Genomic DNA, 13,060 nt, shown 5'->3' with positions numbered 1-13,060 from the left:
TAAATTCAGCGCTGCTTTTTATTCTTTTAAATGATTAATTGCTGTACAGCTTGCCAGCCGAAATATATACCGAATCCTATTAAAGATAACCCCGATACAACGGACACGACAGTCAAAAACGTCGCGGCTAAGTACCTTCGAAAAGTGCTTGCTAAAGCTGCCATAGCAATGTCCCAGGCCAAAATCCCTGTAAAAATAGCACAGCTATATAAGATGAGCTGTTCTGTTTCGTATGTATTAGCTGTTTTGGCTAAAACAGAGCCATAAATTCCAAGCCAAAAAAGAATGGTAAGCGGGTTTGTTAATGAAATTAAAAAGCCTGAAAAAAAACACTTTAATACCGAATCTCCTTTTGCGTTTCTATGCTGTGTAATTTTCCCTGCACTCATTAACCCTTCAATACCTGTATAAATTAATACGAAGCAGCCAAACGAAAAAAGAAACGTTTTCATAAAGTCGCTGCTTAAAAAATGAACAGAGCCAAAATAAACCACCAGCATATAAAGAGCGTCAACCGATGTTGCTCCTATTCCTAAGAACCAGGCATGCAAAAAACCGTTTTTAATTCCTTTATCAAGCTGCGCTGCATTAATTGGGCCAATTGGCGCGGCTAACGAAAGTCCTAATAATACATAGCTAAAAAAAGCCCCCACATACATCCCTTCCTCCATTATTTCTGAGATTTCATAAATTTAACTATGATAAATGTATGCAGCCGACTTAGCTTGTACTACGTAATTTTTATTTTATTTCTAAATCCTTTTGTATAGCTACGAAAAACCAGCGCATGTTAACTGTAAATACTATACAGAAGGATGAGAAGCATGAATTCATACACTCATATTAAAGAAGCATTACAATTAGCTGAACAGGCTGTTTATCAAGGGCAGATGAATTTGGATGCAGCCAATTTTCAAAAAGCTCAAATGCATTTGAATATGGTTCAGCAACAAATTAATGAACAAAAAGAACAGGCGTCTGGTGATAAAGAATTAAAGCGAATGGAAGAACACTTAAGACATTTACGCGAAGCACAGCAGGCTATTCAACAAAATTTTTAATGAGGGTAATAACAACTGTTTTTTTACTTTTATACGAAAAAACTAAAAAAGCTCTAAGAACTCACTGAGTTCTTAGAGCTTTTGATCTTCACCCGCAGCTTTTAAGATCATGCATAAAGATTAAAATCATTCCTTTATTCTTATATATTCTTATACATATTTTCCGTAATCGGGACGAGCAATTGTATCGAAGTTTTTAACAAGCTGTGATAAATTGGTTGAAAGCCATTCGCCAGAAACTGGTTTTCCATGTCCTGTCACCGCTACAGATGGATGCAGTGACTGAAGCAGTTCAACGGATTTTTTTGCAGACGCCCAGTCGGTAGTTAAATAACGAGGAGGACCGCTAATTTCCAATTCTTGCTCCAATACATCCAGCAAATATTCTTGCTTAGTGGTAACAAAAGCATCTCCCGCGATAAGCGCAAGGTCTTGCTTTCTAAAAAGAGAAATATGTCCTGGCGAATGACCAGGGGTATGAATCCATTTCCACTCTGGCATATAAGGTACAGAGCCGTCGGCTGGCAAAGCTTGCACATGAGAGCCTAAATCAATGGCTTCCGTTGGAAATAGTGGAGAAAGCTTTGCTACAAGCCCGCCTTCCACTGTGCCATCTGGTGTGGGATAATTTTTTTTACCCGTCACATATGGAAGTTCAAGTGTATGTGCATATACCGGTATTTGCCACTTCTCCACTAGTTCAATAATGGCTCCAATATGATCAAAATGTGCATGTGTAAGAATAATGGCTTTTGGTTTTTTCCCTTCTCCAAACCTTTCCTCTGCCTCTTTAATAATCATAGAAGCCGAGTTAGGCATTCCTGCATCAACAAGGACAAAGCGATCGTCTTTGGCTGGGTTTCCTATAAAACATACGTTAACAATCTGTGTAGTATAGCTGTAGATATCCGGCGTCACTTCGACTCCTTTTCCACTGGCTATAGAGCTCATGGGAATAAAACTTTCTGTTGATGAACTTCCGTGCATATCCCTATTCACTTTATAATCCCCTCCTTTATCATCTCACTTCATATGCGTGATACACGTTTATGCTATCCACCTTTGCTTTCGTTATTCTTTTTTTAAATGGCTCTATTTTATGTACCCATAAAAAAAAGAAAGGAGAAAAACTCCTTTCTTTTTTAACATCAATTATACTTTTGCTGGAACTTTGACGCCCATAATCGCTTTTGGCTCTAAATATTCTTCGATACCAAATGCTCCCCACTCGCGTCCAATACCAGATTGTTTGAATCCACCGAACGGTGCAGCTCTGTCTTGCTCGGCATCGTTGACGATGATTTGACCAGCTCTAATATTTTTAGCAACATAGTCAAGTGTTTCTTGGTCTTTTCCGACCGCATAGCCTGCAAGTCCATAAACTGTATCGTTTGCAATCTCAAGAGCTTGCTCTAGATCATCATACGTAATAATAGTTGTTACAGGTCCAAAGATTTCTTCTTGTGCAATAACCATATCATTTGAAACGTCAGTAAAGACTGTTGGTTTAACAAAGTAACCTGTCTCTAGGCCGTCTGGCTTGCCCGTTCCGCCAGTAAGAAGCGTCGCACCTTCATCTATTCCTTTTTTAATATAATCCTGTACGCGGTCCCACTGCTTTTCTGCTACGAGTGGTCCAGTTACGTTATCTTTATTTAACGGATCTCCCACTGGGAATGATGGTAGAATCTTTTTCACTGCTTCTTCAAATTTTTCTTTCATAGAGGCAGGAATGATAATACGTGTTGCTGCCGTACATACTTGTCCTGTATTCATTGCGATGTGTGAAACTGCTATTTTAGCCGCTTCTCCTACATCCGCATCCTCTAATACGACTAGCGGTGATTTCCCACCTAGTTCAAGCGCTACTTTTTTGATTGTTTTAGCAGCATTTTGCATAATTTTTTCGCCTACGGCACCTGATCCCGTAAAAGATACAAAATCAACATCTGGGTGAGAACTAATGCCATCACCGATTGTACTTCCCGTTCCATTTACAAGGTTGAAGGCACCTTTTGGCACACCGGCCTCATCAATGATCTCCGCTAATATCATCGCTGCATACGGTGTAAGTTCTGATGGTTTTAATACCATTGGACTTCCTGCTGCAATAGCTCCTGCAATTTTAGTAGACGTTTGATTTGTTGGGAAGTTCCATGGTGTGATAAGTCCGCTTACTCCAATAGACTCCTTCACGACCTTGTAACTTCCATGATCTTTTTCAAATGTATAATCTTCAAGTGCATCAGCTGCTTCTTTAAAGTGGCTAAGCCCCATTTCATAGTGAACTTCTTCTGAAATCTTTAAAGGAGCGCCAAGCTCTTCAGTCATGACTTCAATAAGCTCTTGTTTACGCTTTTCATACCCTTTTGCGATATTGCGAAGCATTTTAATTCGTTCTTCTTTTGTTGTTCTTGAAAATGTTGGAAGGGCTGCTTTAGCAGCTGCTACGGCTTTATCTAAATCTTCTTTTGTACCTAAGCTAATTTTACCGATTGATTTTTCAGTAGCAGGATTGATCACATCTGTCGTTTCATTTCCTGTTGATTCAACCCATTCTCCGTTAATAAAGTGTTTTAAATTTGTACGCATTGATTTGATCTCTCCTTTTAGTTTGTTAATTGCTGAACTATGTTATCTAGTTTTTGTCTACCCGCCTGTCTGCTTCTCAAACACCACTTATTTTATTTTTATTTCTTTCACTGCCTCTTATCTTTTTTCCAATCACTCTTTCATAGCTAAAACTATTTTTCCTCTGCAACTTTTTAACTCTGTATATAAAAAAACACCGTTCGTATACGAACGGTGTTTATGCATTAACGTACTTCTTGTAAACGATGTACCACTCTGCTTTCAATTAATGGTTCAGTTTGCTGTCTGTATTGCTTAGAGTGAGGTGTTTCAAAAGGAGCTTCAACATCTTCTTTGCTTTTCCATTTCTCATAAAAAACAAACGTGCCAGTTTTGTCCGTGTCTTGATGGAGAGTGTATTGAATACATCCATTTTCTCCTATTGACGGTTCAACCACTTTTACTAACTCTGATCGAAGTTCTTCTTCTTTTCCTGGCTTAGCTTGCAAAATGGCGTTAATAATAATTTCTGACATCGTTTTTCCTCATTTCTTTAAAAAATATTCTCCATAAAAAAATATGTGCTTATCGATAAATATTTTTATAGATAGTGCATATATTCTTTTATTACATGCAAAAGGATCGGTTTCTGCAAAGAAGAGGAATTTCGAAGGAAACAAAGTCTTGAAAAAGAATACTATACTCTATATAATTCGACACGATACGTATCGTTTTTTAAATAAAGATAGGAGTTCAAGAATGAAAGAAAAAAAACCTTCCAAGCAACCTAGAAATAAAGAGAAATTTTTAGAGTCGACTCTACAGGTGTTAGAAAATACAAGTTATCCTTCTCTTACAATTGAAGCCATTGCGGCCCACGCAGGAGCCGGCAAAACAACCATATACAGATGGTGGGATACAAAAGCACATTTAGTTCTTGATGCTTTTCTTATGTATACGGCTTCACGCTTCCAATTTGACATAGAAGATTCCGTACGCTCAAATTTTCAGCGTCAGCTCACAAACCTCGCTTCTGTTTTCAGTTCAAAGATTGGGCGCTCAATGCTCGCTATCATTGTGGAAAACGAAGAAATTTCCAAATCTTTTTACACGTCTTTCCTCACACTTCGAAGAAGAGATGCAACCTTATTTTTAGAAGCAGCTATCAAAAGAAAAGAGATCAAACCGGATCTCAACACTGATATTATTTTAGATATGCTTCTTGGCCCTATTTATTTTCGCATTCTGATATACAACCAAGAACCAGACGAACGTTTTATTACAAATTTAGTCGATCATATCATCACCAGTATTTTATGCTCTAGTGATGAAAGAAAGTAGGAAAAGACATCATGGAAAAACTGAGTCATCATAAAAACTATGCATTTATTACACTTATTTTATTTTGGTGCGGATTAGCTATCCTATCGAGTATGTACGTTACGATTCCACTTACCGGAATGTTTACAACGTATTTTAATATCTCAACAAATCAAGCTACGTGGATTGGCAGCGCCTTTTCTCTATGCTATGCGCTGGGATGCTTAATTTACGGTCCATTTTCTGATAAACACGGACGCAAGATTTTCCTTGTCTGTAGTATTAGTTTGCTAACCATCGTGACGCTTCTTATCAGCCTCGTTCCTAATTTTAGCGGATTAATCTTCCTTAGAGCTCTTCAAGGAATTATTGCAGCAGCCTTTGCTCCGATTTCGTTTGTATATACCGCTGAGATGTTTCCTGCACATAAACGAGTAACAGCTCTTGGATTCATCAGCTCTGGCTTGCTAATGGCAAGCGTGGCAGGACAAGTATTTAGCGGCGTTATCAACCGATTATTCGGATGGCATGCTATTTTTTCAATGCTTGGCGGGGTCTATCTTGTTTCTAGCGTATTGATCATTCTATTTCTTCCAAAAGATGACCTTCCTCGGGCAAAGGAAAGCGTATGGCTGAAATTTAAACAAATGCAAAATCTCTTTAAGCAAAAACAGTTAAATTTTATTTTTTTTATTACATTTACACTCTTATTAACACTTGTTGGCATGTATACACTTCTAGGAAGCTATTTATCTTCTCCAAAGTGGGGCTTAACAGATCAACAAATTCTTCTTGTCCGTGCTGTAGGCATTGTTGGGATGCTTTTATCACCGTTTACAGGACGATTTGCTATGAAAATGGGGACTGAATTTATTCTTCGAGGCGGGCTCGTGATTGCCATCATAGGACTGATTGGACTGGGACTGAGCCCAAGCGTAGTATTAATGGTGATCAGCAGCGTCATTTTTGTAGCAGGAATTGCGATTGTAACGCCTATTACGATTTCACTGATTAATCAATTGGGCGGTGCGTCTAGAGGAAGTGCCGTATCCTTTAATGCTTTTATTTTATTTTTAGGCGCAAGCTCGGGTCCTGTTCTAGCCGTTTATTTAATTAGCACCGGACACTTCCGACTTGCCTTTGAATCATTAGCATTTGTGCTAGTAATCGGACTAGGTGCTTCGATGTTTATAAGAAGTAAAACGCCTGCAGCCACGTCAGTAGAAGTTAATGAAGCACCTGTAAAAGAAACAACCATATAATATCTCGTCTTATTTTTTATATAATCAAAAAACCGCCCTTTTGAGTAAGGGCGGTTTTTGCAGAAAAACATAGAATCTATGTTTCATTTTAAAGAACAGATTGAGCTTTCATTTGTTTCACTTTCTTTTCTTCCGTTTTTTTAAGACTCACCATAAAAACAAACGAAATACAGTACAGCCCTGCCAAGTACGTCATCGCTACCGTCATATCATAGCTTTGCAAAAGATATCCGACAAGAATTGGTGATAATCCACCCAACGCCCGCCCAAAGTTAAAAATGGTGTTCGTTGCAGTACTGCGAACCTCTACTGAATAGTGGCTGCTTATCAATGCTCCGTATCCTGCGAACATTCCGTTTGAAAAAAATCCGACCACAGCTCCTCCTATAAGTAGCCCTGCACTTCCTTCTGCATAAGAGTATAAAAATACCGCACAAGCTGAAGCAAGAAGAAAAATTCCAAAGGTACGTTTAGAGCCAAATCGGTCCATAAATTGACCAAATGTTAACATGCCTATAATCATTCCAACGGCTGTACTGATTGTCCAAAGAGCTGAACTTGAAACAGACAGCCCTTGTGATTGCTGCAGCATAGACGGAAGCCATATCATGAGTCCGTTATAGCCTGCAATTTGAACGGTAGCCATCACTGCCAGAGAAATAGTCGTCATCGTTGTCCTAGGCGTAGCAAATAGTTGACGAAGCTTACCATTGTTTTTAACAACTGCTGTTTTCTCTTTTTGAGCTTTCAGCCACTCAGGAGATTCGTTTAAATTTTTTCGTACGATAAAAGCGAAAATGACGGGTATGATTCCGACAAAGAACAGAGCTCTCCATCCGAAAATCGGCAGGATCAGAGAACTTAAAAGCGCCGCAAGAATAACTCCAAACTGAGCGCCAATACTAACATAAGATGAAGCTCGTCCTTGCTTATGTTTCGGCCACGCTTCTGCTACAAGAGCCATACCGATCCCGTACTCTCCTCCGGCGCCAATTCCGGCAATAAATCGTGAGGCATACACTTGTTCCACAGTTGTTGCAAAACCTGTTAATGCAGTTCCGGCTGCAAATAGAAGAACCGTGTAGGTGAAAATCCGCACTCTTCCAAATTTGTCTGCTAAAATTCCGAAGATTACGCCGCCTATGAGCATTCCTATATTTGTAATAGAAGAAATAAGTCCACCTGTTGCTAAATCAATGTGAAATTCAGCAATAATCATTGACATAGCAAACGAGATAAACATAATGTCCATCCCTTCTAACGTCAAACCTGCTACTGATGCTACAACTGTCTTGTTACGATAATTCATGTTGTTCCACCCTCCACTGTATTCTTTCTGTATCAACGCTCTTTCTTTTTTGAAGGAATGGATAAATAACATATGTCCATTCTCTTTTGAAGCCTCTCTGGACTTCGTTTAAAAGAGGTAAGTAACGCATAAAAGCCCTTTTGTCGCAGAGGGCAAAAGGGCACAGATAGGCATAGAAGCAGTAAACAGGTTATCCGTCCTTTTCGGCCTCTCTGGACCGTCTTAAAGGCAGTTATTATATTAATCATTATATTAACACGCCGCAAAAAAGCTTTCAATAAGAAAAATATTCTCTTTAAAACAGCTATGTACATCTACTACTCGCTTTTTACTGTCATCATCTTTCGTCAATTACTTTTTAAATATGGTTAAAACCAAAGCCTAATGTATCATGCTCAAAGCCTTTTTTAGGCGCACCTATTGTTCCATACACACAAACGCTAATCCATTCGTCGCTTTTTCCTGAGAACTCAATTTTTCCGCGCACGATTGAAAATGTGAGTCCTACTGTCCGTAAAATATCACCTAGCTGCAGCGTTCCTCGACTAACTCCTTGAATCGCTTCAAGTATAGCATGATAAAGAGCATGAACTTCCCGATACGACTGGGCATTAATAATTTTATTTGTTTTGGCACTCGTTTCAATTGCCGCCACGACTTTAGAAAGTTCCATTGCTCCTACTTTTCCTACTGTGTAGCTATATCCTCTTTCATTAATTTCCTTTTCAATACCTTCAACTAGTTCCGTATTATGTAAAAGAACGAGTAAAGATGTTAATCTCCCCATTGAAAAATCGTTAACTTGTTGAAATTTATTGCTCAACTGTCATTCCCTCCCTTCTATCCCCTTATTATTTTAACAGACGGTCCCTAAAAGGGTTCGGATTATTCAACAAACGAGCGCTTACTTAAAGAATAAGGAGGTCTATGTGTACTGTCACTGTTATGAAGCAGAACTTACATAAATAAGCATTCTTTTTTAGTAAGCGCTTACTTTATTTTCGTAGAAGAAATCATTTTTCTCTACTTACGTTAAGACAAGCTGTGATTCAACTTTTAACTTTCCCAGCATCTCTCTCGTCATTTTTTCTAGGTTATATTCTGCTTTAAATCCCCACTCTTCTTTCGCACAGCTGGAATCTATATGGTTAGGCCAGCTTTCAGCAATTGCTTGTCGAACAGGATCTACTTGGTAAGCCAGCACAAATTCCGGAATCGTTTTTTTGATTTCAGCTGCCATTTGTTCTGGATCAAAGCTCATTGCAGAAACGTTAAAAGAATTTCGGTGCTTCAGCTTAGAACCGTCTGCTTCCATTAGTTGGATAACAGCATTTAATGCATCAGGCATATACATCATATCCATATATGTTCCTTTGTCGATATAAGACGTATAGCGCTTATGTTTAACTGCTTCATAATAAATTTCAACAGCGTAGTCCGTTGTTCCTCCACCTGGAGGTGTTACGTATGAAATTAAGCCTGGAAAACGTAGCCCTCGTGTATCTACTCCGAATTTATGATAGTAGTAATCGCAAAGTAATTCACCCGCTACTTTATTAACACCATACATCGTGGTAGGACGTTGAATCGTATCCTGCGGGGTCCAGTCTTTTGGAGTCGTTGGACCAAATGCACCAATTGAACTTGGAGTAAAAAATTGGCACTTTAGCTCACGCGCTACTTCCAACGCATTTACTAATCCACCCATATTTAGATTCCACGCTAGAAGCGGCTTTTGCTCGGCTGTCGCCGATAACAGCGCAGCCAAGTGAATAATAGTATCGACCTTATGTTTTTGGGCGATCGTAAATAACGCAGTCTGATCCGTTACATCTAAAATCTCGAATGGGCCTGAAGTCACGACATCGCTCGTCGTTTTGCGAATATCAGTGGCAATAATATTTTCTGAACCATACATCTCTCTCATTTTCGTCGTTAATTCAGAACCGATTTGTCCTAGAGAACCCGTTATTAATACTTTTTTCATCTCAATATCCTCCTCGTGTACTGCCTAGATCAAACATTTAGATTAATTTCATTTCCTTGCCTACTTTTTTATAGATGCGAAGTGCTTCATCTAACATTTCTTTTGTATGAGCAGCCGTTGGCATATTGCGAACGCGTCCTGTTCCTCTTGGAACGGTAGGGAAAACAATTGATTTAGCGTATACCCCTTCTTCTATTAACCTCTCACTAAAAATCTGAGTTTGATTTTCATCTCCTATAATGCACGGAGTGATAGGTGTTTCACTTTCTCCAATATCAAAGCCTAGCTCTTTTAATCCTTGCTTTAAATAACGACTGTTTTCCCACATTTGATGCTGCAACTCTGTACTTGTGCTTAGAATTTCAATTGCTTTAATACATGCAGCAGCCGTACCTGGTGTAATAGCAGTCGAGAACAAAAATGGACGACTTCTTACTTTTAGCCAGTCAATTAAGTCTTTTTTTCCGGCTACGTATCCACCTACAGCTCCAATCGCTTTTGACAAGGTTCCAATCTGGAAGTCTACTTTTTCAGATAAGCCAAAATGTTTGACTGTGCCCATACCGTTACCTAATACGCCCGACCCGTGAGCATCATCTACGTATGTGATTAAATCAAATTCCTCTGCGATTTCCACAATTTCCGGAAGCTTAGCAATGTCTCCATCCATTGAGAATACACCGTCGGTAATTACCATTATTTTATTATAGGCACCGGCCTTTTGTGCTTCGCCTGCTTTTGCACGAAGATCTTCCATATCCGAATGTTTGTAAGGAATAATTTTTGCTTTTGATAGCCGACATCCGTCAATAATTGAAGCATGATTCAGCTCATCTGATAAAATCGCGTCATGTTTATCCATAACCGCGGAGATGGCTGCCATATTGCAGTTAAAGCCAGATTGGTAAGCTATAGCTGCTTCTGTATGCTTAAACGCCGCAAGCTTTTCCTCTAGCTTAATATGAATATCTAGAGTTCCATTAATCGTTCGGACAGCTCCAGCTCCCACTCCATATTTTTCAGTGGCTTCGTTGCACGCGTTAATAAGCCTTTCATCTGTAGCAAGCCCCAAATAGTTGTTCGAAGATAAATTAATTAATTGTTTTCCGTCAATTTGAATAACAGGTCCGTTTGGTCCCTCTACCGGATTAATAACGTTGTATAGCCCTTTATCTTTTAAATCTTCTAAATTATTATTCAAGAATTCTTTTAAACGTCTGCTTGTCATCTTCCATACCTCCTCATTATCGTTCAACGCTTCTTATAAACTTCTCTTTTCCCCATTAAAAGATTAATCTAAGCACTTATAGTATATGAGTTAAAAACAAAGTGTATTCCTGAGAAAGACAAATGTTTCTTTTGAAAACGCTTAAAATTCCGTACTTATAGAATTTATAATAATAAACAACCAGGTAAATGTCCATACTAAAAAAACAAAAAAAAGACAAAAGTTTCAGTACGGATAAAGATTCTTCCTTCTGTTAACGAGTTTTCCGGAACGTTATTAGACAATATCTTTTTTCTTTTCTCTCTTTGATAGTTCTTTAAAAAAAGGGACTGAGACATAACTAAATCAACCGAATCTAAAGACGAACAAATTGGATAAATAAGCTAGTACGGATCGCTTGTTCCACCGCTGTTGATTTCCGTGCAAGACTTCGCTTTCTGCGGGGTCTCACCTATTCCGCTTTTCCCGCAGAAGTCTTCACCTTTCCCTCCAATCAACGGCTAAAAGCAACTACATACATGAAACCTACATTCACCATACCAATGAAAAAATCCGAACGAGTTTGATTCTTAATCAAACTCGTTCGGATTGTCCTTCAACTAAAATACTTTTGTCCCAGCCTCTTCCGTTACTTTTGCATAGATATGTTCTTTATTTTTTTATGTCCGTTTTTTACTAATAAGCATGAGACAGCAAAGCTTAGTAAAGCAGCTAAAAACGTTCCACTGTAAATAATGTGAACACCTGATGCAAGAATTTCATTCAGCTTTGACAGTTCTTCTGCTGGTACCCCGCCTGTCTCAAACGAAGCATTCAAATTTTCTTGCCCTAATTTCTTCGCTTGTGAAAGCGTCACTAAGTTAAAGATTGTACCAAACACTGCGGAACCTAGTGTTTGACTAAATGTATTTGTAAACGTATTAAGAGCCACCGCTACCCCTCTTTTGCTAGCTGGGACCGCTGATTGAATAACTAACATAAAAATAGGCGTAATAATCCCCATTCCTAAACCAAGGACCCCAACGGCTACATAAATTAAAAATACAGGTGAGTGGGTTGAGACTAAAAACAGCATAAAACATGCCGTACTTACAATTGCCGTGCCTAGCGTAAGGATAGAGTGCGTTTTAAGACGTCCTACTAAATTCCCTGAAAGCAATGAACCAATTGTCCAGCATACTGGCATAGGCATTAACACAAAACCGGCAGCGGTTGCACTTTTTCCCATCACTCCTTGACTCCAAATTGGAAGGTAAACAGTAATACTAATAACTACTGATCCGACAAGAAGTGTTAATAAGTTTATAACAGATACACTTCGAATAGAAAACAGCTCAAGCGGAATAAGAGGTTCCGGCGATTTCTTTTCGATATAAATAAAGCCAATGAATGTAAGAACAGCTAGAACAAATAATCCTATAATGATCGGATCTCCCCAGTTTTGATGCTGACTTCCGGTTAAAAGCGCGTATAAAAATGCAATTGTTCCAACTGAAAACGTCACCGCTCCAATGTAATCGATATAGCGTTTTTCTTTCACCACTTCTTCTTTATAGTTTACTAGAAGAACAACAAAAGCCATTAGTCCAAACGGTATATTTAAAAAGAAAATATAGCGCCAAGACAGCGTATCTACTAAGAATCCTCCAAGAAGAGGCCCGAGAACTCCAGCAACTCCCCAAACTGCGCTAATCCATCCTTGCGCTTTGGCTCTTTCTTTTGCTTCTTCATACAGGTCGCCAATAATAATCATTGTAAGCGGCATAACTACCCCGGCGCCTAGCCCTTGGATAGCTCTATAGACAATTAATTGTTGCATCGAAAGGCTAAGTCCGCAAAGTATAGATCCGATTACGAAAATAATGATTCCAACAAGCATAACTTTTTTGCGGCCGAATAGATCGGCTAACTTTCCGTATATAGGTGTGGATACAGCGGTTGTTAGCATATAAATGGCATATACCCAGCTAACTAGCTCAATACCCGACAAATCACTTGTAATTCTTGGAACAGCCGTACTGACAATGGTTCCTTCCATTGCAGCTAAAACAGTGACAAGCAGCAGCGCTGTCATGATTCGTTTCCTCATCTTTTTCTCTCCTTGCAACTGCGGGCACACCATCGTTTTACTTACAGAAGATAAAAGCGGTTTCAATATACTTATACCCTTTTAGCCTTTATATGTATGTGATGCTCCGCATATAGTTACTGCCATATGCAGCCAAATAATTATTTTACTATAAAATTTTTCAAAGCGATAGAGAATTTCAAAAATATGACTTTACTCTCAATTATAGAAACATGCGTAAACGATGTTTTATC

At 38.8% G+C, this 13,060-nt stretch carries 12 protein-coding genes; 3 read left to right on the top strand and 9 right to left on the bottom strand.

What is annotated here, in order from left to right:
* Nucleotides 1-26: 26 nt before the first annotated feature.
* Nucleotides 27-653: a LysE family transporter gene (locus M3225_RS17185; protein ID WP_057239602.1), complete on the bottom strand. Its 627-nt coding sequence runs from the start codon at nt 651-653 to the stop codon at nt 27-29.
* A 171-nt stretch (nt 654-824) separates the two neighbouring features.
* On the opposite strand from M3225_RS17185, the gene M3225_RS17180 reads away from it, so the two are divergent.
* A complete protein-coding gene (locus M3225_RS17180) occupies nt 825-1,061 on the top strand; it encodes a hypothetical protein (RefSeq protein ID WP_116073117.1) in 237 nt (78 codons plus the stop codon).
* A 150-nt stretch (nt 1,062-1,211) separates the two neighbouring features.
* Here the strand turns inward: M3225_RS17180 and M3225_RS17175 are convergent, their stop codons facing one another.
* The 3 genes from M3225_RS17175 to M3225_RS17165 form a co-directional block, all read right to left on the bottom strand.
* Nucleotides 1,212-2,060, bottom strand: coding sequence for an MBL fold metallo-hydrolase (locus M3225_RS17175; protein ID WP_251395636.1), 849 nt, complete (start codon nt 2,058-2,060; stop codon nt 1,212-1,214).
* 153 nt (nt 2,061-2,213) lie between these two features.
* A complete protein-coding gene (locus M3225_RS17170) occupies nt 2,214-3,653 on the bottom strand; it encodes an aldehyde dehydrogenase family protein (RefSeq protein WP_251395634.1) in 1,440 nt (479 codons plus the stop codon).
* A gap of 224 nt (nt 3,654-3,877) precedes the next feature.
* Complete coding sequence (locus M3225_RS17165; protein WP_116073127.1) at nt 3,878-4,168, bottom strand: putative quinol monooxygenase; 291 nt, start codon at nt 4,166-4,168, stop codon at nt 3,878-3,880.
* 223 nt (nt 4,169-4,391) lie between these two features.
* Here M3225_RS17165 and M3225_RS17160 point away from each other — a divergent pair, with 223 nt between their 5' ends.
* Nucleotides 4,392-4,973 (top strand): TetR/AcrR family transcriptional regulator, encoded by a 582-nt coding sequence (locus M3225_RS17160; RefSeq protein WP_161553940.1) that lies wholly within the window; start codon nt 4,392-4,394, stop codon nt 4,971-4,973.
* A gap of 11 nt (nt 4,974-4,984) precedes the next feature.
* Nucleotides 4,985-6,214: an MFS transporter gene (locus M3225_RS17155; RefSeq protein WP_251395632.1), complete on the top strand. Its 1,230-nt coding sequence runs from the start codon at nt 4,985-4,987 to the stop codon at nt 6,212-6,214.
* Nucleotides 6,215-6,302: 88 nt separating this feature from the next.
* Here the strand turns inward: M3225_RS17155 and M3225_RS17150 are convergent, their stop codons facing one another.
* From M3225_RS17150 to M3225_RS17130, 5 genes are all read right to left on the bottom strand, one after another.
* Entirely contained in the window at nt 6,303-7,523 is a 1,221-nt protein-coding gene (locus tag M3225_RS17150) for an MFS transporter (protein WP_251395630.1), read from the bottom strand.
* A 358-nt stretch (nt 7,524-7,881) separates the two neighbouring features.
* The gene (gene hutP / locus M3225_RS17145; RefSeq protein ID WP_116073133.1) at nt 7,882-8,346 is read right to left on the bottom strand and encodes a hut operon transcriptional regulator HutP; all 465 of its coding nucleotides are present in this window, start codon (nt 8,344-8,346) and stop codon (nt 7,882-7,884) included.
* A 204-nt stretch (nt 8,347-8,550) separates the two neighbouring features.
* Entirely contained in the window at nt 8,551-9,510 is a 960-nt protein-coding gene (locus M3225_RS17140; RefSeq protein WP_251395628.1) for an L-threonine 3-dehydrogenase, read from the bottom strand.
* Nucleotides 9,511-9,547: 37 nt separating this feature from the next.
* Nucleotides 9,548-10,738 (bottom strand): glycine C-acetyltransferase, encoded by a 1,191-nt coding sequence (locus M3225_RS17135; protein ID WP_116073137.1) that lies wholly within the window; start codon nt 10,736-10,738, stop codon nt 9,548-9,550.
* A 628-nt stretch (nt 10,739-11,366) separates the two neighbouring features.
* The gene (locus M3225_RS17130) at nt 11,367-12,827 is read right to left on the bottom strand and encodes an MDR family MFS transporter (RefSeq protein WP_116073139.1); all 1,461 of its coding nucleotides are present in this window, start codon (nt 12,825-12,827) and stop codon (nt 11,367-11,369) included.
* Between the last annotated feature and the right edge of the window lie 233 nt (nt 12,828-13,060).

This window comes from Priestia aryabhattai, from assembly GCF_023715685.1.
Classification (GTDB): domain Bacteria; phylum Bacillota; class Bacilli; order Bacillales; family Bacillaceae_H; genus Priestia; species Priestia aryabhattai_B.
This window is presented reverse-complemented; position numbering and strand designations above follow the sequence as displayed.